This is a genomic window from Marichromatium gracile (genome assembly GCF_004343155.1).
In the GTDB taxonomy this organism is placed as follows: Bacteria; Pseudomonadota; Gammaproteobacteria; order Chromatiales; family Chromatiaceae; genus Marichromatium; species Marichromatium gracile.
On the sequence record NZ_SMDC01000001.1, the window covers coordinates 55,794 to 79,975 of the forward strand.

Consider the following 24,182-nt stretch of genomic DNA (forward strand, 5'->3'; position numbering starts at 1 on the left):
ATGCACCCGGACCCCCGCCATCACCTGTTGCTGTGCACCTGTCCCGATGTCGCCCAGGCGACCCGGCTCGCCGAGCAGCTGGTCGAGGAGGAGCTGGCCGCCTGCGTCAATCTGGTCCCCGGCCTGACCTCGATCTATCGCTGGGCGGGCGAGATCGCGCGCGAGCGCGAGGTCCTGCTGCTGATCAAGACCAGCGCCGAGCGCAGCCGGGCGCTCATCGACCGACTCGCCGAACTCCACCCCTACGAGACCCCGGAGGCGATCGCCGTCCCCATCACCGAGGGGCTCGCCGACTATCTGAACTGGATCGACACCGCCACAGGAGCGCACCGCTGATGTCCCGCCTCGCTCACCTGTCACGTCACCTGCCGCTGCTCGTGCTGCTCGCGCTGCTGCTCCCGGGACTCGCGGCCCAGGCCCGCGACGACTTCCTGCTCCCGGATCAAGCCTTCCAGCCCAGCGCCGAGGCCATCGACGCCGACACCCTGAAGGTGCGCTGGCGCATCGCCGAGGGCTACTATCTCTACGCCGCCAAGTTCGCCTTCACCACCGACACCGCCGGCATCACCCTTGGTGAGCCGGTACTGCCCGAGCCCGAGATCAAGCAGGACGAGTTCTTCGGCGAGGTCGGCATCTATCGCGACACGGTCGAGATCACCCTGCCCGTGACGCGCTCCGCCGCGGCCCCCGAGGTGCTCACCCTGGAGACCACCTCACAGGGCTGCGCCGACGCCGGACTCTGCTACCCGCCGCACCGCCAGCGCGTCCAGATACGCCTGCCCGCGCCGCCGCTCGCCCCACCGGCCCCGGCAATCCCGCTGCCCGGACTCGATGCCGGCGCCGGCATCAGCCGCGCCCTCGGCCTCGACGACGAGGAGATCCTCACCGTCGACCAGGCCTTCGACCTCCAGGTCGAGGTCCTCGGCCCCGAACGGGTGCGGCTGCACTGGGAGATCGCCCCCGGCACCTATCTCTATCGCGATCTGGTCGAGGTCGCGCTCGACGACGCGCAGCTCGCGCTCGAGCAGCCGGCGCTGCCGCCGGGCGAGATCAAGCACGACTCGGTGCTGCCCGACGGCAGCATCGGCGACGTCGCCGTCTATCACGACCGTCTCACCCTCGACCTGAGCCTGCGCCGCGCCACCACCGAGGCGCTCGACACCACCCTGGTGGTCGGCTACCAGGGCTGCGCCGAGCGCGGCATCTGCTACCCGCCGCAGCACCGTCGACTGACCCTCGCCCTCCCCGCCGGCGGTAGCGCCGCGCCCATCGCCGCCGCCCCGGCGCCGGCTGCGCCCGCGCCGAGCGCGGCGCCGATCTCCGAGCAGGACCGGCTGGCCTCGACCCTGGCCAACGCCAGCCTGTGGACCAGCGTGGCGTTGTTCTTCGGCCTCGGCCTGCTGCTCGCCTTCACCCCCTGCGTGTTCCCGATGATCCCCATCCTCTCCGGGATCATCGCCGGCCAGGGTGCCGGCATCACCACCCGCCGCGCCTTCGTGCTGTCGCTGGTCTACGTGCTGGCGATGGCGCTGACCTACACCGTCGCCGGGGTGCTCGCCGGGCTGTTCGGCGCCAACCTCCAGGCCGCCTTCCAGGACCCCTGGATCCTCGGCGCCTTCGCCCTGGTGTTCGTCGCCCTGGCGCTGTCGATGTTCGGCTTCTACGACCTCCAGCTGCCGGCCAGCCTGCAATCGCGCCTGGCCGCGCTCAGCAACCGCCAGCAGGGCGGCACCCTCGCCGGGGTGGCGATCATGGGCCTGCTCTCGGCGCTGATCGTCGGTCCCTGCGTCGCCCCGCCGCTGTTCGGCGCGCTCATCTATATCAGCCAGACCGGCGATGCGCTGCTCGGCGGCGTGGCGCTGTTCGCGCTGAGTCTCGGCATGGGCGCGCCGCTGATCGTCATCGGCACCTCGGCGGGCAAGCTGCTGCCCCGCGCCGGGGCCTGGATGGAGGCGGTCAAGGCAGTGTTCGGCGTCGCCCTGCTCGCCGTCGCCATCAGCCTGATCGAGCGGGTGATCCCGGCGGCGGTGGCGATGCTGCTGTGGGGCCTGCTGCTGATCTGCTCGGCGGTCTATCTCGGCGCGCTCAGCCCGCTCGGCCACGAGAGCGGCGGCTGGCGCAAGCTGTGGAAGGGGCTCGGGGTGGCGCTGCTGGTCTATGGCGGCCTGATGCTGATCGGCGCCGCCGCCGGCGGCAAGGACACCCTGCAGCCGCTGCGCGGGCTCGGCATCGGCGGCGGCGAGGCGGCCCATGCCGAGTTCACCCGGGTCAAGACGGTCGCCGATCTCGACCGCGAACTGGCCGCCGCCAGCGCCCAGGGCCGCCCGGTGATGCTCGACTTCTATGCCGACTGGTGCGTCGCCTGCAAGGAGATGGAGCGCTACACCTTCAGCGACCCCGCGGTGATCGCAGAGCTCGACCGCTTCGTGCTGCTGCAGGCCGACGTCACCGCCAACGACGCCGCCGATCAGGCGCTGATGCAGGGACGCTTCGGCATCCCCGGACCGCCGGCGATGCTGTTCTTCGGCGCCGACGGCGCCGAGCGCACCGGCTTCCGCCTGGTCGGCTTCACCCCCGCCGAGGCCTTCGCCGATCACCTGCGCCGGGCCGCACCATGAGCCCGGCCAAGGTGGTGCTGGTCACCGCGTTGGCCGGCGGCATCAGCATCGGCGCGGCGGTCCTCGGTCAGCGCTGGCTCGACCAGGGCGCCGACCGCGACCGTCACGCCGGGCTGCGCGGCGGCACGCTCGACCAGCTGCCGGACTTCCGCCTCCCCGACCTCGGCGGACGCGAACACACGAGCAACGCCTGGGCCGGCCGCCCGCTGATCCTCAATTTCTGGGCGGTGTGGTGCCCGCCCTGCGCCACCGAGCTGCCGTTGCTCGAGCAGTTCGCCCGCACCCACGCCGAGACCGGGATACGGGTGGTGGCGATCGCCGTCGACCGCCCGGAGACGACCCGCGCCTTCCTCGCCGAACACCCGCTCGATCTCACCGTGCTGCTCGCCGATCTCGAGGCCATCGACCTCGCCCGGCGCCTCGGCAACCGCGTCGAGGGGCTGCCCTTCACCGTCGCCTTCGACGCCCGTGGCCGACGCATCTTCAGCCACACCGGGGCACTCGATCAGGCACAATTCGAGCAACTCGCCGCCCGACTCGCCGACGACCCCGCGAGCGCCCGCTGAGGGGGCGTGAATTCGCCGAACCAGCTGGACATCATCCCGTAAAATACGGACAATTCGCAGCGGTTCACTACTATTCAAAGCCGAAATAGTGGATCCGAAACCGTTGCAACCTTCGGCGAGGCAGCTGGCGACATGGCCGCGATCCTGGTCCTGAACGGACCCAATCTCAACCTCCTCGGAACCCGCGAGCCCGCGCACTACGGCAGCACCACGCTGGCCGACATCGAGCGCGAGCTCCAGCAGATGGCTGCACGGGCGGGACACGACCTCGCCTTCCTGCAGAGCAACGCCGAGCACGTCCTGGTCGACGCAGTCCACCGCGCGGCACACGAGAACGTGCGCTTCATCATCATCAATCCGGCCGCCTTCACCCACACCAGCGTCGCCCTGCGCGATGCGCTGCTGGGGGTCGCGATCCCCTTCATCGAGGTGCACCTGTCGAACGTGCACGCCCGCGAGCCGTTTCGCGCCCACTCCTACTTCTCCGACATCGCGGAGGGAGTGATCTGCGGGCTCGGGGCCGAGGGATACGCACTGGCGCTGCGCGCTGCGCTCACCCGCGTGGCGCAAGACCACACGAACGAGAAACACTGACCATGGACATCCGCAAGGTTAAGAAGCTGATCGAGCTGTTGGAGCAATCCGACGTCGCCGAGATCGAGATCCACGAGGGCGAGGAATCCGTGCGCATCAGCCGCCACGGCAGCACCGCCATGCCGGTCTACACCCCGCAGCAAGCCGCGGCGCCGGCCCCGGCTGCACCTGCGGCGAGCGTTGCCGCGAGCAGCGCCGACGAGGGCGATGACGAGGCCCCGCTCGAACTCCAGGGCGAGGTCGTGCGCTCGCCGATGGTCGGCACCTTCTACCGCGCCCCGGCGCCGGGCGCCAAGTCCTTCGTCGAGGAAGGCCAGTCGGTCAAGACCGGCGAGACCCTGTGCATCATCGAGGCGATGAAGATCCTCAACCAGATCGAGTGCGAGCAGGCGGGCACCATCAAGCGCATCCTGGTGGAGAACGGTCAGCCGGTCGAATACAACCAGCCGCTGTTCGTGATCGAGTGATCGAGTGAGGGGACGCCCCCTCACGCGAGCGTCGACCCTGCGCCACCTCGGTGGCGCAGCCTGGCAACCGCTACAGAAGACACTGCAATCATGGCTGCAATGATCGAGAAGGTTCTGATCGCGAACCGCGGCGAGATCGCGCTCCGGGTGCTGCGCGCCTGCCGCGAGCTCGGCATCAAGACCGTCGCGGTACACTCCGAGGCCGACCGCGACCTCAAACACGTGCTGCTGGCCGACGAGGCCGTGTGCATCGGCCCGGCGTCGTCCCAGCAGAGCTACCTCAACATCCCGGCGCTGATCAGCGCCGCCGAGGTGACCGACACCGTCGCCATCCACCCCGGCTACGGCTTCCTCTCGGAGAACGCCGACTTCGCCGAGCGCGTCGAACACTCCGGGTTCATCTTCATCGGCCCGCGCCCCGAGACCATCCGCCTGATGGGCGACAAGGTCTCGGCGATCGAGGCGATGAAGGCCGCCGGCGTGCCCTGCGTCCCCGGCTCGGGCGGCCCGCTCGACGACAACAAGAAGCGCACCCTGGAGCTGGCGCGCGAGATCGGCTACCCGGTGATCATCAAGGCATCGGGCGGCGGCGGCGGACGCGGCATGCGCGTGGTGCACTCCGAGGCCACCCTGCTCAACGCCATCTCGCTGACCAAGGCCGAGGCCGCCGCGGCCTTCGGCAACGACATGGTCTACATGGAGAAGTACCTGGAGAACCCGCGTCACATCGAGTTCCAGGTACTCGCCGACCAGATGGGCAACGCCATCCATCTCGGTGAACGCGACTGCTCGATGCAGCGCCGCCACCAGAAGGTGGTCGAGGAGGCCCCGGCCCCCGGCATCACCGAGGAGCAGCGCCGCACCATCGGCGAGCGCTGCGCCGAGGCCTGCCGCACCATCGGCTACCGTGGCGCCGGCACCTTCGAGTTCCTCTACGAGAACGGGCAGTTCTACTTCATCGAGATGAACACCCGCGTCCAGGTCGAGCACCCGGTCACCGAGATGGTCACCGGCATCGACATCATCAAGGAACAGATCCTGATCGCCGCCGGCGAACCGCTGCGCTACCGTCAGGAGGACATCGAGATCCGCGGACACGCCATCGAGTGCCGGATCAACGCCGAGAACTCCGAGACCTTCATGCCCAGCCCGGGCAAGATCACCGAGTTCCACGCCCCCGGCGGCCCCGGCGTACGGCTGGAGACGCACATCTATTCCGGCTACACGGTGCCCTGTTACTACGACTCGATGATCGGCAAGCTGATCACCCACGGTGAGGATCGCGACGCCGCCATCGCACGCATGTGCAGCGCGCTGCGCGAGACCATCATCGACGGCATCGACACCAACATCAAACTCCAGCGCACCATCATGCGCGACGGCGCCTTCCTCGCCGGTGGACCCAACATCCACTATCTCGAGAAGATGCTCGGCCTCTGAGCCACCGGGGCGGGCAGCCGCCCGCCCCGCTCGCTCCAGCCTCCAGCCTCCAGCCTCCAGCCTCCAGCCTCCAGCCTCCAGCCTCCAGCCTCCAGCCTCCAGCCTCCAGTCAGATTGTGAACCGCTAAGACACCAAGAGCGCGAAGATGAAGAAAGGCTTCCAGCTGCCAGCCTCCAGTGAGGGGCTGGGGTGTCTCGTCGCGTCGCGGTTGATCGCACACCGACACTGGAGACTGTTTACTGAAGGCTGATCGCTTTCTTCGCGTCCTTTGTGTCTTGGCGGTTCGAACCAGCCTCCAGCGATCGGCTTCCAGCCTCCAGTCGGGAAGGCTGGTGTGCATGATCAGCGATTGACGGGCAAGACGGTATCTTGGCGGTTCAATCTCCCGGCGGCTGACAGCTGGTGGCTGGTCCAAACCGCCAAGACACCAAGGACACGAAGGGTTTTTGGGCGTGGATGACGGTCGATTCCCGGCCAACAGCGACCCGTCCCGTAGGCCGGGCAAAGCGCAGCGTGCCCGGCGCCTGCGTGCGCCTCGATGGGCACGCTGCGCTTTGCCCATCCTACGACGCTGGCAGCAAGTGGCTGGTGGCTGTTAGCTGGTGGCTGGCGGCTGATCGCCACCCGCCCCAGCCTCGCGCGCGGATGCTATGATTTCAGGTTTGTTTCAGAGGACGCTCGCCCCATGCCCTGGCTTCAGCTCAGATTCGATGCCCCCCGCGAACAGGCCGAACGGCTCGCCATCGAGCTGGAGGAGGCCGGCGCGCTGTCGGTGACCTTCGGCGATGCCGGCGACGAGCCGCAGCTCGAGCCGGGGCCGGGCGAGACCCCGCTGTGGACCGAGGTGACGACCACCGCGCTGTTCGAGGACGATGCCGCCAGCAACGCGCTGGTCGCCGCGCTCGTTGGCGACCTCGGCACCCGTCTGCCGGTCCCGCCCGTGGTCGAGCGGCTGGAGGATCAGGTCTGGGAGCGCGTCTGGCTCGACACCTTCAAACCCACCCGCTTCGGTCAACGGTTGTGGGTCTGTCCGCACGGCCAGTCGCCCGAGGCCGCTGACGCGGTCATCGTCGCGCTCGACCCGGGGTTGGCCTTCGGCACCGGGCACCACGCCACCACCGCGCTCTGTCTGGAGTGGCTCGACGGCGCCGACCTCGCCGGCAAGACGGTGCTCGACTACGGCTGCGGCTCGGGCATCCTCGCCATCGCCGCACTCAAGCTCGGCGCCGCGCGCGCCGTCGCCGTCGACCACGACCCCCAGGCGCTCCAGGCCACCCGTGACAACGCCGCGGCCAACGACGTGGCCGAGCGCATCGAGTGCCATCTGCCCGACGCCCAGCCCGAGGGCGAGGCCGACATCGTGCTGGCCAACATCCTCGCCGGCCCGCTGGTCGAGCTGGCCCCGCGGCTGATCGCAGCGGTTGGCGACGGCGGCGCGCTGGTGCTCTCCGGCGTGCTCGCCGAGCAGGCCGAGACGGTGCGCGCGGCCTATGCCGAGACGATCGCGCTCGATCCCACCTGTCAGCGCGAGGATTGGGTACGGATCAGCGGACGCCGCTCGACATGAGCGCCAGCCCCTTCCGGATCGGCCCGCACCGACTGGAGAACAATCTGGTGCTGGCGCCGATGGCCGGCATCACCGATCGCCCCTTCCGCACCCTCTGCCGCCGTCTCGGCGCGGGGCTCGCGGTCTCGGAGATGATCTCGGCCAACACCGCGCTGTGGGGCACCCGCAAGTCGGTGCGCCGACTCGACTTCGGCGACGAGCACGGACCGGTCTCGGCGCAGATCCTCGGCGCCGACCCCGCGGCCATGGCCGAGGCGGCGCGGATCAACGTCGCCCACGGCGCCGACATCATCGACATCAACATGGGCTGCCCGGCGAAGAAGGTGTGCAAGGTCGCCGCCGGCTCGGCGCTGTTGCGCGACGAGTCGCTGGTGGCGGCGATCCTCGAGGCGGTGGTGGCGGCGGTGGAAGTACCGGTCACGCTCAAGATCCGCACCGGCTGGGCGCCGGAGGCGCGCAACGCCCCGCACATCGCCCGCATCGCGCACGAGAGCGGCATCGCCGCGCTCACCGTGCACGGGCGCACCCGCGCCTGCGGCTATGGCGCCCCGGCCGAGTACGACACCATCCGCGCCATCCGCGAGCAGGTGCCGATCACCCTGATCGCCAACGGCGACATCGGCGACGCGCGCTCGGCGCGCGCGGTTCTGGACTACACCGGCGCCGATGCTATCATGATCGGGCGCGCGGCCCAGGGACGCCCCTGGATCTTCCGCGACATCGCCACCGCACTGGCCACGGGCGACACGTCCGACCCGGCCCTGCCCCCCCGAACCTGGATCAGGGACCTCCTGCGCGAACACCTCGAGCAGCTCTACCAGTTCTACGGCGACCACGGCGGGGTGCGCATCGCGCGCAAGCACATCGCATGGTACAGCCGCCACCTCCCCGGTGCGGCGCGCTTTAGAGACCAAATCAACCGGACCGAGACGCCGGCGCAACAACTCGCGCAGGTGCTCGCGTTCTTCGATCAATGCCCCGACACGGAGACAGACGCAGCATGAAGACAGAGGCTGCAGGCAACGCATCGGAGCCGAACTCGACGGGGCTCCGGGTGACGGACGCCAACCACTCCGACCCGCTGAACAAGTGCGTGCGCCTCGCCCTGCGCGCCTATCTCGACAACATGGGCGACCATGACGTGCATGATCTCTACGCCCTGGTGATGGAGGAGGTCGAGCGTCCGCTGTTCGAGACCGTGCTCCAGCACACCGGCGGCAATCTCAGCCAGGCCTCGCGCATGCTCGGCATGACCCGCACCACCCTGCGCAAGCGGCTGAACGACTACGGGGTCGAGCGCGAGCGTTGAGCGCACCCCCGCCGGCGTCGACCGCGACGCCGACCGATTGATTCCCCGCGGGGAATCGATCAGCATCCATCCAGTACCAACCAACCGATCCGGACCTACACCAGATGCAACCCATCAATCGCGCCTTGATCAGCGTTTCCGACAAGACCGGCCTGGTCGACTTCGCCCGGGAGCTGGCGGCCAGAGGCGTCGAAATCCTCTCCACTGGCGGCACCGCGCGACTGCTCACCGAGCAGAACATCGCCGTCACCGAGGTCTCCGACTACACCGGCTTCCCCGAGATGATGGCCGGGCGCGTCAAGACCCTGCACCCGAACATCCACGGCGGCATCCTCGGTCGTCGCGGCACCGATGACCGGGTGATGCGCGAGAACGGGATCAAGCCGATCGATCTGGTGGTGGTCAACCTCTATCCCTTCGAGCAGACCGTGGCGCGTCCCGACTGCGACCTGCCGACGGCGATCGAGAACATCGACATCGGCGGCCCGACCCTGCTGCGCGCAGCGGCCAAGAACCACGCCAACGTCACCGTGGTGGTCGACGCCGCCGACTACGCCCGCGTCGGCGCCGAGCTGGCCGAGCACGGCGGGGTGAGCGACACCACCCGCTTCGACCTCGCCGCCAAGGCCTTCGAGCACACCGCCCGCTACGACGGCGCCATCGCCAACTATCTCGGCGCCCGCGCCGAGGCCCGGAGCGAAGGCGAGGAGGCCCCGGTGGCCCTGCCGCGCACCCTCTCGCTGCAGCTGGTGCGTCACCAGTCGATGCGCTACGGCGAGAACCCGCACCAGAACGCCGCCTTCTATGTCGAGCACCAGCGCGCCGAGGCCGGCATCAGCACCGCCCACCAGCTCCAGGGCAAGGCGCTGTCGTTCAACAACATCGCCGACACCGACGCCGCGCTCGAGTGCGTCAAGCAGTTCGACGAGGCCCCGGCCTGCGTCATCGTCAAGCACGCCAACCCCTGCGGCGTGGCCATCGGCGCGAACATCCGCGAGGCCTACGAGCGCGCCTTCTCGACCGATCCCGAGTCGGCCTTCGGCGGCATCATCGCCTTCAACCGCGAACTCGACGCCGAGACCGCGAAGCTGATCGTCGAGCGTCAGTTCGTCGAGGTGATCATCGCCCCCAGCGTCGCCCCCGAGGCCGCGGTGGCCGTCGCCGCCAAGAAGAACGTGCGCCTGCTCGTCTGCGGCGAGTGGTCGGCCCAGCCCGGCGCCCGGCTCGACTACAAGCGCGTCAACGGCGGCCTGCTGGTGCAGGACGCCGACCTCGCGCTCCACGACGCGCTGCGCACCGTCACCACCCGCGAGCCCAGCGAGCAGGAACTCACCGACCTGCTGTTCGCCTGGCGGGTGGCCAAGTTCGTCAAGTCCAACGCCATCGTCTACGGTCGCGACGGCATGACCATCGGCGTCGGTGCCGGCCAGATGAGCCGCGTCAACTCCGCGCGCATCGCCGCGATCAAGGCCGAGCACGCCAACCTCCAGGTCGCCGGATCGGTGATGGCCTCCGACGCCTTCTTCCCCTTCCGCGACGGCATCGACCAGGCCGCCGAGGCCGGCATCACCGCCGTCATCCAGCCCGGCGGCTCGATGCGCGACGAGGAGACCATCGCCGCCGCCAACGAGCACGGCATGGCCATGGTGTTCACCGGGATGCGCCACTTCCGCCACTAAAGGATCAGCCACCGGCGACCAGCCTCCAGCCATCAGCCGGGCGCCCGCGATACGGGCGCGGCAACCAGCAGCTGGAGGCTGGACGCTGTCAGCCTGGAGGCTCAATCGCCATGCGCATCCACCCCACCGCCATCATCGAGGACGGGGCCGAGATCGACCCCAGCGTCACCATCGGCCCCTACTCGATCGTCGAGTCCGGCGCCGTGATCGGTCCCGAGTGCCGTATCGAGAGTTGCGCGCGCATCTACGGCAACACCCGCATGGGCGCGCACAACCGCGTCTGTCACGGCGTCACCCTCGGTGCCGAGCCGCAGGATCTGAGCTTCACCCCGGAGCGCGCCACCCCGCTGGTGATCGGCGACCACAATCACTTCAAGGAAGGGGTCAACATCAGCTGCGGGATCAAGTCCGAGCAGGGCACCCGCATCGGCGACCACAACTTCTGGATGGCCTTCTCCCACGCCGGACACGACGCCCAGGTCGGTGATCACAACATCCTCGCCAACGGCGCCACCCTCGCCGGTCATGTCACCGTCGAGGACCATTGCTTCGTCTCCGGTCAGGTGGCGGTCCACCAGTTCGCCCGTATCGGCGCCTACGCGATGATCGCCGGGGTCACCGGGGTGTCGCAGGACGTGCCGCCCTACGCCCTCGCCGACGGCCACCGCGCCCGCTTCGTCGGGCTCAACGTGGTCGGGCTGCGCCGCGGCGGCTTCGATCAGGCGCAGCGCAGTCGCATCAAGGCGGTCTACCGGCTGGTGTTCCGCTCCGGGCTGCGGCTGGCCGAGGCGCTGGTGCGCGCCGAGCGCGAGCACCCCGGCCCCGAGACCGAGCACATCGTGCGCTTCATCCAGTCGAGTCGACGCGGGCTGATCTCGCTCGGCTGAGCCGCGAACCGAACCCAACCCACACAGCCAATCGCGCGGCCAGCGGCCGCGTCTGGAGCAACCCCATGAAGATCCTCATCATCGGTGGCGGCGGGCGCGAACACGCGCTGGCCTGGAAGGCCGCCCAGTCCCCGCTCGCCGAACGCGTCTATGTCGCCCCCGGCAACGGCGGCACCGCGCTCGAACCCAAGATCGAGAACGTGGCGATCGCCGCCGAGGACATCGCCGCGCTGGTCGACTTCGCCCGCGCCCAGCAGATCGGCCTGACCATCGTCGGCCCCGAGGCGCCGCTGGTCGCCGGCGTGGTCGACGCCTTCGCCGAGGCCGGGCTGGCCTGCTTCGGCCCGCGCCGCGACGCCGCCCAGCTGGAGGGCTCCAAGGCCTTCACCAAGGACTTCCTCGCCCGTCACCAGATCCCCACCGCCGCCTACGGCGTGTTCACCGAGATCGAGCCGGCGCTCGCCTATCTGCGCGAGATCGGCGCGCCGATCGTGGTCAAGGCCGACGGCCTGGCCGCCGGCAAGGGCGTGATCCTCGCCGATGATCTGGCCACCGCCGAGGCCGCGGTGCGCGACATGCTCGACGCCGGGCGCTTCGGCAGCGCCGGGGCGCGGGTGGTGATCGAGGAGTTCCTGCGCGGCGAGGAGGCGAGCTTCATCGCCATGGTCGACGGCGAGCACATCCTCCCCTTCGCCACCTCGCAGGACCACAAGGCGCGCGACGACGGCGACCGCGGCCCCAACACCGGCGGCATGGGCGCCTACTCGCCGGCACCGATCGTCACCCCCGAGATCCACGCCCGCATCATGCGCGAGGTGATGGAGCCGACCGTCGCCGGGCTCGCCGCCGAGGGCACGCCCTACACCGGTTTCCTCTACGCCGGGCTGATGATCGACGAGACCGGCACCCCCAAGGTGCTGGAGTTCAACTGCCGTCTCGGCGACCCCGAGACCCAGCCGCTGCTGATGCGGCTCGACTCCGACCTGATCGCGCTGTGTCAGGCCGCGCTCGCGGGTCGGCTCGACCGGATCGAGGCCGCCTGGAACCCCAACCCCGCGCTCGGCGTGGTGATGGCCGCCGGCGGTTATCCGGACGGCTACGAGAAGGGCAAGGAGATCCTCGGTCTGGAGGCCGCCGCGGCCACCGGCGCCAAGGTGTTCCATGCCGGGACCACGCGCGAGGGCGAGCAGGTGCGCACCAGCGGCGGGCGCGTGCTCTGCGTCACCGCCATCGGCGAGAACGTCTCGGCGGCCCAGGCCGCCGCCTATGCCGGGGTCGACCAGATCTGCTGGGACGACTGCTTCTGCCGTCGCGACATCGGCCACCGCGCCATCGCCCGCGAGCGCGCGGACGACTGAGCGCTCGGCCAGCGCGCCGGGCCCGCGCCCGGCGCGACTCAGAGCCCGTCGAGCAACCGCGCCAGCCCGGCCAGCTCGGGATGGCGCGCGGCGACCGTGCGCAGCGCGTCGAGCACCCGTGGCAGGTCGTCGAGATACTGCCGCTTGCCGTCGCGCAGCGCGAGCCGGGCGAAGATCCCGCACACCTTGAGGTGACGCTGCACCCCCATGAGGTCGAACCAGCGCAGGAACTGCGCCGGGTCGCGACCGCCGGCGCTCGCCGCCGGGAGGACGCCGCGCGCCAGCGCGTGCCGGCGGAAGTCGAGCGCCCAACCCTCGACGCGCGCCTCCGGCCAGCTGATATAGGCGTCGCGCAGCAGCGACACCAGGTCATAGGTCAGCGGCCCCAGCACCGCGTCCTGGAAATCGAGGACGCCGGGGTTGTCGGCGGCCAGCCACATCAGGTTGCGCGAGTGATAGTCGCGATGCACGCAGACCTGCGGCTGTTCGAGCGCGCTGTCGATCAGCACCCGGTCGAGCGCATCGAGCAGCGCCGTGGTCGCCGCGTCGGGCGCGCGCCCGAGATGGCGTTCGAGGAACCAGTCGCGGAACAGCCCCAGCTCGCGTCCGAGGAAGGCGGCGTCGTAGCGCGGCAGGTCGTCGGTCGCCACCGCCGTCTGCAGCGTCAGCAGCGCGTCCATCGCCTCACCATAGAGCCGGTCGGCGTTGGTCTCGTCGAGCACCTGCAGATAGGGCCGCTCACCGAGGTCGTCGAGCAGCAGGAAGCCCTGCTCGGTCGCCGCGGCGTGCACCCCGGGCGCATTGAGCCCGGCCGCGCGCAACCGTCGCGCCAGGCGCGCGAAACGGCCACAGTCCTCGTGCTCGGGCGGGGCGTCCATCGCGATCAGGGTACGATCGTCGAGATGGACCCGCAGATAGCGCCTGAAGCTCGCGTCGGCCGAGGCCGGGGTGAGCAGGAAGGGCGCCCCTTCGAGCACCTGATCGAGCCAGGCGTGGAGCGCTGCGTCGCGGTCGGCCAAGGGGGAACTCCGGTGGGTTGTCGGTGAAAACACAGAGGGAGACGCAATGATCCAGCCACCAGCGCGTGCGCGCAACGCCGGGATCGGCTCCGGGACGGCCCAGCTCGCCGTTCGACGGGGCATGATCGCGATTGATGGTATGGCCCAGATATGACATCGTTGCAGCCTCCAACCGGATCCGTCCACCCGCTCACCAACCAGCCCGTCAGACGCATGGCGACCATGGTCGACTTCAAACAGGGCGTGCGCGCCTCACTGCTGGCGACCCTGCTCGCCGTCTCCGCGCCGGGCGCGGCGAACTGCACCCAGGACTGCCCGGAGTCCGAATCCAGCGATGGCGGCACCCTGGCGACGCTGCGCGCCATGCTCTCGGCGATCCGTCTGCCCGATCTGGTCGCGCTCAGCCCGCTCGCCCCCGATGACAGCCTCCCGGCCGAGCCCGAGGAGCCCCTCCCGCAGCCCGGCGCGGCGCGCGCCAGCGTCGATTATCTGCACCGGGGGCTGGAGTGGGATCAGTGCGGCCCGCGCAAGGGCGCCAACGTCTCCATCCTCGGCAACGAGGACGACACCACCCCCATCGACATCGTCGCCGACCGGGTCGACTACGACCGCCGGGGCGAGCGCATCGAACTGCGCGGCACCGTCGAGATCACCCGCCCGGGCCAGCGTCTCGAGGCCGACCGCGCCACCTACGCGAGCGCCAGCGGCCAGACCGAGGCCAGCGGCGACGTCTTCCTCGACTATCGCGGGCTGCGTCTCCAGGGCGATCGTGCCGACTACAACCTCGACACCCAGACCGGCGAGATCGAGCACGCCCGCTACCGTCTCTCCGGCAGCGCCAACCTGCGCGGCAGCGCCACCCGCGCCGAGCTGCTCGACCCGGCGCGCAGTCGCTACGAGGACATCGTCTACACCACCTGCGCGCCCGGCAACGACGACTGGTCGATCCGCGCCTCCACCCTGGAGCTCGACCGCGACAGCGGCATGGGCGTGGCGCGCAACGCGCGGCTGCGGGTGGCCGACGTGCCGGTGCTCTATACCCCCTATCTGCGCTTCCCGATCGACGATCGGCGGCGCAGCGGCCTGCTGATCCCCTCGTTCGGCTCGTCGAGCGAGACCGGCACCGATATCACCATCCCCTACTACTGGAACATCGCGCCCAACATGGACGCGACCCTGATGCCGCGCTACATGAGCACCCGCGGGCTGATGCTCGGCGGCCAGTTCCGCTATCTCTCGCCCCACCAGCAGATCGAGATCAACGCCGAGCTGCTGCCCGAGGACCGCAAGAACCCCGAGGAAGGGGTGCGCGGCGCGCTGCGCGTGCTGCAGAACGGCTACTACGCCGGCTGGTACAGCTCGATCGACTACGCCTCGGCCTCCGACGACCAGTACCTGGAGGACTTCGGCAACCGACTCGACGTCACCAGCCTGCGCAACCTCTCGCAGCGTGCCGACTTCGGCTATACCGGCGAGGGCTGGCGCACCCTGATCCGGTTGCAGCAGTTCCAGACCGTCGACACCAGCATCACCCCCGAGAACCGTCCCTACGGCCAGCTCCCGCACCTCGAACTCGAACTCGACCCGCAGCGCTGGAACGGCCTGCTCGAGTACCGCTTCCAGGGCCAGTACGACTACTTCGACCACAGCAACGCCGTCCACGGCAGCCGCCTGGTGGCGGTGCCCTCGGTGCGCATCCCGATACGCCGCAGCTTCGGCTATCTCATCCCCCAGGCACGGGTCTACTACACCGGCTACGAGCTGCAGGACCAGCAGGACGGCCTGCCCGAGCGCCCCTCGCACCTCATCCCCAGCTTCGATCTCGACGGCAAGCTGGTCTTCGAGCGCGAGACCAACTGGTTCGGCAGCAGTGCGCTGCAGACCCTGGAGCCGCGCATCTACTACCTGCTCACCGCCTACGAGGACCAGTCGGACACCCCGCGCTTCGACACCACCGCGCTCGACTTCAGCTTCGCCAGCCTGTTCCGCGCCAACCGCTTCACCGGCTACGACCGCATCGGCGACGAGAACCGTCTCACCCTCGGCCTGACCTCGCGCACCATCGCCGACGACAGCGGGCGCGAACTGTTCCGCGCCAGCATCGGCCAGATCTACTACTTCGACTCGCGCCGCGTGCGACTCTACGGCGACGAGGCCGAGGAGGACGTCAGCTCCTCGGTCGCCGGCGAGTTCGCCGCCCGGCTCAGCCAGGACTGGAGCGCACGGGCGAGCGTACAGTGGAACCCCAACGAGACCGAGGACCCGTGGGAGAAGCGGGTGCTGCAGCTGCGCTACGCCCCCGAACCGAACCGTCTGGTCAACCTCAGCTATCGCTACAACCTCGGCAACCAGACCGGATCCGAACGCTACGAGGACGCCGACCTCTCCTTCCAGCTCCCGCTCGGCGACCGCACCCGGCTGGTCGGGCGCTGGCTCTACTCGATGCTCAACGACGAGACCATCGAGGCCTTCGCCGGCATCGAGTACGGACGTTGCTGCTGGCGCCTGCGCCTGCTCGGACAGCACCTCAAGACCAGCTCCGAGCGCGACGGCAGCACCAGCGTCATGTTGCAACTGGAGCTTGCCGGTCTCGGTTCATTCGGCAACCCGATCGACAAGCTCCTGGAAAGAGGAATCTATGGGTACCACACGGACTAACCGGCCCGCCCCCTGGGCCGGCCTGCTCGGCGGCCTCGCGCTCGCCCTGGCGCTCGCGCTCGGCGCGACGCCCGCCACCGCCGCGGTCGAGGCGCTCGACGCCATCGTCGCCGTGGTCAACGACGACGTCATCGTGCAGAGCGAGGTCGAGCGCGAGATCGAACTGGTGCTGCCGCAGATGCAGCGCGCCGGCACCGCCGCGCCGCCGCGCCCGCAGCTCGAGAAACAGGTGCTCGATCGCCTGATCCTCAAGCGGCTGCAGCGCCAGCAGGCCCGCGCGCTCGGCATCGAGGTCGACGAGGCCACCCTCAACGAGGCGCTCGGCGACATCGCCGCGCGCAACGGTCTCACCATCGCCGAGCTGCAGGCCACGCTCGAGACCGGCGGCATCGACTTTGCCGACTTCCGCGAGGACACCCGCGACCAGATCCTCACCAGCCGACTGCAGAACCAGGAGGTGGTGAGCAAGATCCGCATCACCGACCAGGAGATCGACCGCTTCCTCGAGCGCGAGTCGAGCCTGCTGATCGAGCGCGAGCGGGTGCGTCTCCAACACATCCTCATCGCCCTGCCCGAGCAGCCCGACGCCGAGCAGGTCGCACGCGCCGAACGCAAGGCCAAGCAACTGGTGGTCAAGCTACGCGGCGGCGCCGACTTCGCGGCACTCGCGGCACGCGACTCCGACGGGCGCAACGCGCTGCAGGGCGGCGACCTCGGCTGGTTCGAGATCGGCGCCACCCCGACCCTGGTCGCTGACCTGGCGTTGACCCTCAACGAGGGCGAGATCAGCGACCCGATCCGCAGCTCCAGCGGCTATCACATCATCAAGCTCAGCCAGATCGAGGGCGCCAAGCCGGGCAACCTGCAGCAGACCCATGTGCGCCACATCCTCATCCGCACCAACGAGCTGGTCTCCGACGCCGACGCCAAGCGCCGTCTCTCGGTGCTGCGCCAGCGCATCCTCGGCGGCGACGACTTCGCCCTGCTCGCCCGCGCCAACTCCGACGACACCGGCTCGGCGCTGCGCGGCGGCGACCTCGGCTGGGTCAATCCCGGCGACACCGTGCCGGCCTTCGAGGAGGTGATGGACAGGCTCGGGCCGGAGCAGCTCAGCGCCCCCTTCCAGAGCCCCTTCGGCTGGCATCTGGTGCAGGTGCTGGAGCGCCGCACCCAGGACTCGGCCGAGGGTGCGATGCGCATCAAGGCACGCGAGGCGCTGCAACAGCGCAAGGCCGAAGAGGCGATCGAGCAGTGGCTGCGCCAGCTGCGCGACGAGGCCTATATCGAGATCAGGCTCGACGACCTCGAGCCCTGAGCGGACGAAGACGGCGCCGCGTGGATGCGGCGCCGGAAGGAGACGGGCGCGCCGCGCGGCGCGCCCGGGGCGAGAGGCAGGTCGCGACTCAGGCGCCGGCCTCGAGCTGGGCGACCTTGTCCATCACCAGCTTCTCCAGGTCGCGCTTGTACTGCGCCACCCGCTCGCGGATCTCGGGGTCGGACGCGCCGAGGATCTGCGCCGCGAGCAGCCCCGCGTTCTTCGCCCCGTTGATCGCCACCGTCGCCACCGGCACCCCGGCGGGCATCTGCACGATCGACAGCAGCGAGTCCTCGCCCGACAGGGTCGAGGTCTTCACCGGCACCCCGATCACCGGCAACGGCGTCAGCGAGGCGGCCATCCCCGGCAGGTGCGCCGCGCCGCCGGCACCGGCGATGATCACCTGCAGCCCGCGCGCGACGGCCTGCTCGGCGTACTCGTAGAGCCGACGCGGGGTGCGGTGGGCCGAGACGATGGTCATCTCGTAGGGAATGCCGAGACCGGCCAGGCTGTTGGCCGCCTCCTGCATCACCGGCAGGTCCGAATCGCTGCCCATGATGATGCCGACTCGCGCGCGCGCGCGTTCCTGAACCTGGCTCATGCCTGCTCCTCCCCGGTGATCTCGATCAGCTCGCGTACCCGCAGCGCCTTCTCGCGCGCCTGTTCGATGTCGGTATCGAGCACGGTGACATGGCCCATCTTGCGAAACGGCGAGGTGGTGGCCTTGCCGTAGAGGTGCACGCACACGCCCGGGATGGCGAGGGCCTCGGCCATCCCCCGGATCACCGGCCGGCCACGATAGCCGGGCGCGCCGAGCAGATTGATCATCGCCGCCGGCACCAGCTGGTCGGTCGAGCCGAGCGGCAGCCCCACCACCGCGCGCAGATGCTGCTCGAACTGGTCGGTGACGCAGGCCTCGATGGTGTGATGGCCGGAGTTGTGGGTGCGCGGCGCCACCTCGTTGACCAGCAGCGAGCCGTCCTCGGCGAGGAACATCTCGACACCGAACACCCCGACGCCGCCGAGCGCCTCGACCGTGCGCACCGCCAGGGCGCGCGCCGCCTCGGCCTCGCTGTCGTCGATCGCCGCCGGGGCGAGCAGCATGTCGAGCACGTTCTCGCCGGCGCGGAAGCACATCTCCACCGGCGGGTAGCAACGGCAGGCGCCGTCGCGCCCACGCGCCACCAGCACCGCGACCTCCTTGCGCGCCGGCACGAAGCGCTCGACCAGCGAGGGCACCGGCAGGTGACGGTCGAAGTCCTCCGGACGCTTGATGATCGACACCCCGCGCCCGTCGTAACCACCGCGTCGCGCCTTCTGCACCAGCGGATAGCCGAAAGCGGCGAAGGCCTCGGGCGTGGGCTCGGGCATCGGCACGAAGGGCGCGGTGGGAATCCCCGCCGCCTCCAGCGCCTGCTTCTGGGTGAGCTTGTCCTGGATCAGCGCCAGCACCCCCGGCGCCGGATAGATCGCATGCCCCTCCTGCTCGAGCTCGACCAGGGTCTCGGTGCCGATGTCCTCGATGTCGAAGGTGAGCACGTCGCAGGCATCGGCCAGCTCGCGCAGCTTGGCCGGATCATGATAGTGACCGACGATCTGCTGACCGGCGATCTGCGCCGCGGGCGAACCCGGCTGCGGATCGAGCACCACGCAGGTGCAGCCGATCCGCTTGGCGGCCTTGGCCATCATGCGGCCGAGCTGGCCACCACCGATGATGCCGATACGGGCAATGGGTAAGGAAAATCGATCCATAGTGCAATGATCGGGGATGTGGAAGAAATTGGAAAGCCCTAAAGAATACAGGGGAGTAGTCAGGACAGCGCGTGGACGTATCGGCTGGGTCGGGCGACGGTCGCGGGGACGCTGAGACGACATGGTATCGGCTGCGCCCGCGAGTCTCCAGTCTTACCTTCCGTGCAAAACCTCGCGCCCGAGACGTCTGCGGATGCCAACAAGCCTCAATCTCGCCGAAAAACGGGGGGCCGACTTGTCGTAACGGCTGGCAGGTCGTCGACAGGGCTTGAGTCCTGCCAACGGGCACTCGGTGGCGTTGCGATCGCGGGATTTGCGAAACGTCCGCAGACAGCCAGCCGCAGCGGCGCTTACGCCCTCTGCTTGTCCGCCGCCAGCGCCGAGACGCATGGCACGGACCGGCGTCGAGTCGATCATCCAGGTCTCCCGCCCGATCCCCCGGTCTCGGGTTACCGGAGGTGCAACCGCTCCAGGCCCTTGGGCAAGGTGTCGCCCCAGGCCAGCCACGCCATGCCGCCACCGGGCACAGCCCCGGAAGAGACCCTTGAGCGAAGAGACCCTTGAGCATCGGGCGAGCGCACCGGCACCGCTGGCTGCAATCAACGCCCTGGGCTTCAAACCTGTGCGATCGAGCCCCCCGTCAGAAACAAGGATCGCCAAACAGACGCAGGACGAAAACCCCTTACTGGACAAGAGACTGGAACTCGCCGCGGGCCTTGAGCTTGGTCATGAACAGCGAAGCGCCAAACTCAGTCCAGTGCAGTTGGTCAAAATACGAAAACTTGTTGTTTTCATAGAATGGACATCCGCCAGCACAGAAAACCTCTTCGGTGTCGATAAAGTCGACACCCAGACGACCTGCCATGCTCCTTGCATAATCCGTTTCTTCCGGTCTCAACCATCTCTTCTCGTTGAGCGATGCGTTCATCAAGGGCAACGATCTTTGCCCCTTGGTGATCGCATTGATGGATAGCCATGTCTCTCCGATCAATGGCTTCGGACCGAAAAAGACAACCTTTATCTCAGGATTCAGAGCCTTTATTTCCGCGACGGCCTGACGATAGAATGCTTCCGCATCTTCCGGCTCGCCGGCCATTTGCCAATGAGCGGCATAGACAAATATTTCAGCGTCCTGTATCTCCGGCGAGGAGATCATCGTCGCAAAGTTCTGACGACACGACTCCGCGTTCTTTTCAGCCCCCCACTTCGGCATCATGAAGGCGGCGCACTCAAAGCTGGTCTGATAGATCTTCAGACCAAAACGATCGTCGTTCGCCAATGCCTTGTAGATATCGAATGCCTGACTATCCCCGAAGATCAGTATATTCGTCGCATCGTCACGGAAACCGCTGCCCGAAATCTCCGACCAATACTGCTCCCGCTCCTGCTTTATCGCCTGCTCATCCATCGCAAGATTGGAATTCAGCCTGAATCCAAACCCGTTACCCAGGTAGGTGGCAAGCCCAACCAGGCCAATGCCCGACATGGCGAACACCAGCACCAGGATCTTCTTTCCACCGACCCTGGAGCGAACCCTTTTCTCGACGAACTGGTAGGTCAACCATGCCAACAGGAAGGCCCCGGCGACACCGAGCAGCCGGGTCGCCACGGCAGGCGAGCCGTCCTCGAGGATATAACCGAAGGAAAGGATCGGCCAATGCCACAGATAAAGCGGATAGCTGATCAGGCCGACCCACACGAAGAGTCGGCTTGAAAGCACTTTCTCGTTGACCCATGCCTGAGGCCCGGCAGCGATTATCAAGACGGCGCCAAGCACAGGGAACAGCGCCCAATAACCCGGAAACTCGGATCGTTCGTTGATTTGTGTGACGGCAACGATCAAAAACAGCACGCCAACCAAGGAAAAAACATTGGCCTTGTTTAGAAATGCCTTGCCCTTGCCCGTCTCGACGGCACTGCCAACCGGCTCGGCATACAGTTTCAGCCAGGCCAGCAGACTCCCGGCAAGCAGCTCCCAGAAGCGGGTCAGCGGAAGGTAAAAAGCGGCTTCCTCGTTGTTTTTTATCGTGACGATACCGAGAGAGAAAGACACGACGAAGACACCCGCGATCAGCCAGGCAAGGCTTACCCCTTTTCGCCATGCCAGCATGACCAGCAGGGGCCAGAAGATATAGAACTGTTCCTCGACACCCAGACTCCACAAGTGCAGCAAGGGCTTTAGTTCGGCGGCACTATCGAAATATCCCGACTCCGTAAACAGAACGATGTTGGAGATGAAGGCAGCACCAGAAGCAATATGCTTGCCCAGCTGCTCGTACTCGTTCTCCAGCAAGAAATACCAGCCAAAGAGATAACTCGAGAGCAGCACCAGAAAAAGCGCCGGAAAGATCCGCTTCACCCGTCTGCCATAGAAATCGGACAGACTGAAAGCACCGGCATCAACGCTCTTGAATATGATCGAGGAGATAAGAAAGCCGGAGATCACAAAGAAAACGTCAACGCCAACGAAGCCACCCCTCAAATGGCTGGGAAAGGCGTGAAAAAGAACGACAAAAAGAACGGCGACAGCCCGGAGCCCGTCAATATCTGGACGATATGCGGGATGACAGCCAGAATCTTTACTTGGACGCTTTTCTTTTTCCATCAAAAACAACCTGCCCCCTGCCTGAAAAGCAAGAGGCACAAATCATGAATATTCGAAAAGCGAAAGGATCTTCACTTCCCAACAAGAGGCATGGCCGTCAACGCTCACACGAGCCCTTGAGCCTTTTCAAAAGCCGCAAGGTCTTCCCGAGCCCGCGCCTCAACCACGACGGTAGTCTCGGACTGCTCGCGACCTTGATGAGCGAATACTTGAAAAAGGCATACGCGGCCATTTTATAGGTCGACTGAGGGTTGATGTAGATGGCTTCTTTTGCCAGTTGTCTGGGCCCCGCCTCGAACAGGGCCTGTCCTCTTGCCACCGGCGCCACCGGAAGGAGCCTGTGGTAATCCGCCACCATCCCGTCCAAGGTGCGCGGCGGAGTCTGTTCGAGCCGGCCACGTACCCTGGAGAGAACCTCCCTGTCGTCATCGAGAGAACGCATCAGTTCGACAACCGCCCCGGCATCCAGGTCACACAGAAAACCGGTTTCACCATGATCGATGCGATCGACAAAACTCCCCACTCGGGTGGCAACGACAGGTATGCCATAGTGCTGCAGCTCGCCAAGCGTGTAGGAAAAGGTTTCCGGGACCAGAGAACAGAGCAAGCCGACATGCGGGCGCAAGGCGGAAAGCTCGGCCTGAATCTCTCCCCGGGCATAGTGCTCGACGAGATGAACGCCGGGAATGCTGGAGAACACATGGCCGCTGACACCACAGCCGATCAGGTAGATGTCCGCAAACCGAGCCAAGGCGGGCAGGACCTGCTCGAGCAGCCTCAAGCCCTTCGCCTCACTCAGTTTTCCCGGAATCACAACACGCAACCGCCCCGCATCCTCTCCCGCGAGCGATGGGCTGGGCGACAACCCCAAGCCGTGCGGAATGACATGGGCAGGCAGGGACTCGAGCTGAGGCATCTGGGTACGCCATCGCTCGAGCACGGAACGGACAGGCGTGACCAGCGTGACGGGGTTGTCCTGCAAGACCCCGACAAAGGCTGCGCGCAACGCCTCCCAGTCCTCCGGGGCACGACTGGTAAAGAATTGATGGCCAGGATTATCCTTCATGCACGCCCGAAGCCTTTCGCCATCACAGCGGGCGCAGACATCGTTGAACCGGGAATACAGCGCGATACAGAAAGGATAATGGTCATGAGCAACCAGCAAGGTCGGGAGGCCGGTGCGAAAGACATCGAGCGAGTGACCGATCAGCGAAGAGACGATAACGCCCTGGACCTGATACTCCGAGAGGATCTCGCGCAGGACGGCGCGATAATCCAGATTGGCCAGTGCCGTCTCCGTGATTGGCGTGGTCAGTGACCAGACACGGAGCGGCGGCATCGCACTGTAGCTGCTGTAAAGCTCGAGACGCTGCCCGAACTCCCCCCAGGACCCGATCGACTTCAAGACCAGGTTGACGCGACTCGAATCACCGGCGATGAAATCATCCACCCAGTGACCGAGCCCGCCGCCCCAGCTATGAGCGATATGCAGCTGAACCGGCTGCGATGAACGGACGGCTGCGGAATCGATGGCTGGCGCATGCCCCTCGTCAAGCCTGGTGCGCAGCCATCCGAGCAGCTTGCTGGATTTCGACGCAGACTCGATGTAGGCCGAGAGCGCGCTTGACTCACCCAGGCCTCGCTGTTTCGCGGTCAGCAAATTCAGCGCGACCAAGCTGACGAGACCGGCGCGCTCGAGACAAACGACCGGGTCCAGGCCCCTGTCTGCCGCCCGTAGAGCGGACAGCCCTTGCGCGGTCAAGTAGCAGCACTGGGGGAACAGGATGGGAAGCTGTAGGTGTTGCGTTGCGCCGAGCGCCGCAACCAGCCGGTCGTTGTCCAGCCACGCGGTCATGGCGGCCGCATCGACCGCGCCCGTTGAACTCGATCCACGCGCGGAGAGACCAGCGCCGTCATCGAGGGGCGGCACCCCCATGCAAAGCGGAGAAATGCAGCCGATCAGGGCGTCGTCCTTGGCGATGGAACGCAGCCGCGTATCCCACCCGGGCGGCACCAGAAAACCGGCGCCGACAACCATCACCTCGCTGACCGAGGCCGGCAGCGTGCTCAGGATGTCGGAGAGACCGTTGCTGACCTGCGGGTGGATCTCGATGCGATCATCGCGCGCGAGATCCAGGCCGACCCGGCTGGAAAGCTCGCTGCAAAACGCCTGCTCTTCCCGCTCGCTCATCCCCCGGCTAAACCCAGGCAGATAGAGTCGAATCCCGGTCGCGTAGGCAGTATTCGACAACAGCAGGCGCAGGCTCTCGACCAGACAGTCATCCCGCACCGTCAAGCCTGTTGTCGCAGGGCCCCCATCAAAGCAAAGCACGCGTTCCACGGTAGC

19 protein-coding genes are annotated in these 24,182 nt (G+C 67.6%); 14 read left to right on the plus strand and 5 right to left on the minus strand.

Going from position 1 to position 24,182, the window contains the following annotated elements:
* The 12 genes from cutA (at position 1) to purD (ending at position 12,486) form a co-directional block, all read left to right on the plus strand.
* Positions 1-336: a divalent-cation tolerance protein CutA gene (gene cutA, locus EDC29_RS00300; RefSeq protein WP_123139281.1), complete on the plus strand. Its 336-nt coding sequence runs from the start codon at positions 1-3 to the stop codon at positions 334-336.
* Positions 336-2,618: a protein-disulfide reductase DsbD gene (gene dsbD / locus EDC29_RS00305; protein ID WP_132228097.1), complete on the plus strand. Its 2,283-nt coding sequence runs from the start codon at positions 336-338 to the stop codon at positions 2,616-2,618. Before cutA ends, dsbD begins: the two co-directional genes overlap by 1 nt.
* Entirely contained in the window at positions 2,615-3,184 is a 570-nt protein-coding gene (locus tag EDC29_RS00310; protein ID WP_123139279.1) for a TlpA family protein disulfide reductase, read from the plus strand. Before dsbD ends, EDC29_RS00310 begins: the two co-directional genes overlap by 4 nt.
* Positions 3,185-3,316: 132 nt before the next feature.
* Positions 3,317-3,778, plus strand: a complete 462-nt coding sequence (gene aroQ, locus EDC29_RS00315; RefSeq protein ID WP_005221810.1) for a type II 3-dehydroquinate dehydratase — start codon at positions 3,317-3,319, stop codon at positions 3,776-3,778.
* A gap of 2 nt (positions 3,779-3,780) precedes the next feature.
* The gene (gene accB / locus EDC29_RS00320) at positions 3,781-4,245 is read left to right on the plus strand and encodes an acetyl-CoA carboxylase biotin carboxyl carrier protein (RefSeq protein WP_123139278.1); all 465 of its coding nucleotides are present in this window, start codon (positions 3,781-3,783) and stop codon (positions 4,243-4,245) included.
* 99 nt (positions 4,246-4,344) lie between these two features.
* Positions 4,345-5,685 carry an acetyl-CoA carboxylase biotin carboxylase subunit gene (gene accC, locus EDC29_RS00325; protein ID WP_062274983.1) on the plus strand — a complete coding sequence of 447 codons (1,341 nt, stop codon included), beginning with the start codon at positions 4,345-4,347 and terminating at the stop codon, positions 5,683-5,685.
* Between the two features lie 686 nt (positions 5,686-6,371).
* The gene (gene prmA / locus EDC29_RS00335) at positions 6,372-7,253 is read left to right on the plus strand and encodes a 50S ribosomal protein L11 methyltransferase (protein ID WP_123142890.1); all 882 of its coding nucleotides are present in this window, start codon (positions 6,372-6,374) and stop codon (positions 7,251-7,253) included.
* Positions 7,250-8,257, plus strand: coding sequence for a tRNA dihydrouridine synthase DusB (gene dusB, locus EDC29_RS00340; RefSeq protein WP_132228101.1), 1,008 nt, complete (start codon positions 7,250-7,252; stop codon positions 8,255-8,257). Before prmA ends, dusB begins: the two co-directional genes overlap by 4 nt.
* Complete coding sequence (locus EDC29_RS00345; protein ID WP_005221820.1) at positions 8,254-8,562, plus strand: helix-turn-helix domain-containing protein; 309 nt, start codon at positions 8,254-8,256, stop codon at positions 8,560-8,562. Before dusB ends, EDC29_RS00345 begins: the two co-directional genes overlap by 4 nt.
* A gap of 104 nt (positions 8,563-8,666) precedes the next feature.
* Positions 8,667-10,241, plus strand: a complete 1,575-nt coding sequence (gene purH, locus EDC29_RS00350; RefSeq protein ID WP_123139274.1) for a bifunctional phosphoribosylaminoimidazolecarboxamide formyltransferase/IMP cyclohydrolase — start codon at positions 8,667-8,669, stop codon at positions 10,239-10,241.
* 110 nt (positions 10,242-10,351) lie between these two features.
* Positions 10,352-11,128, plus strand: coding sequence for an acyl-ACP--UDP-N-acetylglucosamine O-acyltransferase (lpxA, locus tag EDC29_RS00355; protein WP_123139273.1), 777 nt, complete (start codon positions 10,352-10,354; stop codon positions 11,126-11,128).
* A 65-nt stretch (positions 11,129-11,193) separates the two neighbouring features.
* Entirely contained in the window at positions 11,194-12,486 is a 1,293-nt protein-coding gene (purD, locus tag EDC29_RS00360) for a phosphoribosylamine--glycine ligase (protein ID WP_132228103.1), read from the plus strand.
* 38 nt (positions 12,487-12,524) lie between these two features.
* Here purD and EDC29_RS00365 read toward each other — a convergent pair whose 3' ends face one another.
* On the minus strand, positions 12,525-13,505 hold the full coding sequence (locus EDC29_RS00365) for an aminoglycoside phosphotransferase family protein (protein WP_132228105.1): 981 nt from the start codon (positions 13,503-13,505) through the stop codon (positions 12,525-12,527).
* A gap of 222 nt (positions 13,506-13,727) precedes the next feature.
* On the opposite strand from EDC29_RS00365, the gene EDC29_RS00370 reads away from it, so the two are divergent.
* Both EDC29_RS00370 and EDC29_RS00375 read left to right on the plus strand, forming a co-directional pair.
* Positions 13,728-16,163 (plus strand): LPS-assembly protein LptD, encoded by a 2,436-nt coding sequence (locus EDC29_RS00370; protein ID WP_242466026.1) that lies wholly within the window; start codon positions 13,728-13,730, stop codon positions 16,161-16,163.
* Positions 16,144-17,478 (plus strand): peptidylprolyl isomerase, encoded by a 1,335-nt coding sequence (locus EDC29_RS00375; protein WP_132228109.1) that lies wholly within the window; start codon positions 16,144-16,146, stop codon positions 17,476-17,478. The genes EDC29_RS00370 and EDC29_RS00375 overlap by 20 nt, the downstream gene beginning before the upstream one ends.
* 88 nt (positions 17,479-17,566) lie before the next feature.
* Here the strand turns inward: EDC29_RS00375 and purE are convergent, their stop codons facing one another.
* From purE to EDC29_RS00395, 4 genes are all read right to left on the minus strand, one after another.
* Positions 17,567-18,079, minus strand: a complete 513-nt coding sequence (gene purE, locus EDC29_RS00380; protein WP_123139268.1) for a 5-(carboxyamino)imidazole ribonucleotide mutase — start codon at positions 18,077-18,079, stop codon at positions 17,567-17,569.
* Positions 18,076-19,230 (minus strand): 5-(carboxyamino)imidazole ribonucleotide synthase, encoded by a 1,155-nt coding sequence (gene purK / locus EDC29_RS00385; RefSeq protein ID WP_132228111.1) that lies wholly within the window; start codon positions 19,228-19,230, stop codon positions 18,076-18,078. The genes purE and purK overlap by 4 nt, the downstream gene beginning before the upstream one ends.
* A 682-nt stretch (positions 19,231-19,912) precedes the next feature.
* Complete coding sequence (locus EDC29_RS00390; RefSeq protein ID WP_132228113.1) at positions 19,913-21,835, minus strand: acyltransferase family protein; 1,923 nt, start codon at positions 21,833-21,835, stop codon at positions 19,913-19,915.
* 97 nt (positions 21,836-21,932) lie between these two features.
* A complete protein-coding gene (locus tag EDC29_RS00395; protein WP_132228115.1) occupies positions 21,933-24,176 on the minus strand; it encodes a glycosyltransferase in 2,244 nt (747 codons plus the stop codon).
* Positions 24,177-24,182: the final 6 nt, after the last annotated feature.

Bases quoted from the DNA above. Each gene is read 5' to 3' on its own strand.
- cutA (WP_123139281.1), top strand. From the start codon at position 1: ATGCACCCGGACCCCCGCCATCACCTGTTGCTGTGCACCTGTCCCGAT.
- dsbD (WP_132228097.1), top strand. From the start codon at position 336: ATGTCCCGCCTCGCTCACCTGTCACGTCACCTGCCGCTGCTCGTGCTG.
- EDC29_RS00310 (WP_123139279.1), top strand. From the start codon at position 2,615: ATGAGCCCGGCCAAGGTGGTGCTGGTCACCGCGTTGGCCGGCGGCATC.
- aroQ (WP_005221810.1), top strand. From the start codon at position 3,317: ATGGCCGCGATCCTGGTCCTGAACGGACCCAATCTCAACCTCCTCGGA.
- accB (WP_123139278.1), top strand. From the start codon at position 3,781: ATGGACATCCGCAAGGTTAAGAAGCTGATCGAGCTGTTGGAGCAATCC.
- accC (WP_062274983.1), top strand. From the start codon at position 4,345: ATGATCGAGAAGGTTCTGATCGCGAACCGCGGCGAGATCGCGCTCCGG.
- prmA (WP_123142890.1), top strand. From the start codon at position 6,372: ATGCCCTGGCTTCAGCTCAGATTCGATGCCCCCCGCGAACAGGCCGAA.
- dusB (WP_132228101.1), top strand. From the start codon at position 7,250: ATGAGCGCCAGCCCCTTCCGGATCGGCCCGCACCGACTGGAGAACAAT.
- EDC29_RS00345 (WP_005221820.1), top strand. From the start codon at position 8,254: ATGAAGACAGAGGCTGCAGGCAACGCATCGGAGCCGAACTCGACGGGG.
- purH (WP_123139274.1), top strand. From the start codon at position 8,667: ATGCAACCCATCAATCGCGCCTTGATCAGCGTTTCCGACAAGACCGGC.
- lpxA (WP_123139273.1), top strand. From the start codon at position 10,352: ATGCGCATCCACCCCACCGCCATCATCGAGGACGGGGCCGAGATCGAC.
- purD (WP_132228103.1), top strand. From the start codon at position 11,194: ATGAAGATCCTCATCATCGGTGGCGGCGGGCGCGAACACGCGCTGGCC.
- EDC29_RS00370 (WP_242466026.1), top strand. From the start codon at position 13,728: ATGGTCGACTTCAAACAGGGCGTGCGCGCCTCACTGCTGGCGACCCTG.
- EDC29_RS00375 (WP_132228109.1), top strand. From the start codon at position 16,144: ATGGGTACCACACGGACTAACCGGCCCGCCCCCTGGGCCGGCCTGCTC.
- purE (WP_123139268.1), bottom strand. From the start codon at position 18,079: ATGAGCCAGGTTCAGGAACGCGCGCGCGCGCGAGTCGGCATCATCATG.
- purK (WP_132228111.1), bottom strand. From the start codon at position 19,230: ATGGATCGATTTTCCTTACCCATTGCCCGTATCGGCATCATCGGTGGT.
- EDC29_RS00390 (WP_132228113.1), bottom strand. From the start codon at position 21,835: ATGGAAAAAGAAAAGCGTCCAAGTAAAGATTCTGGCTGTCATCCCGCA.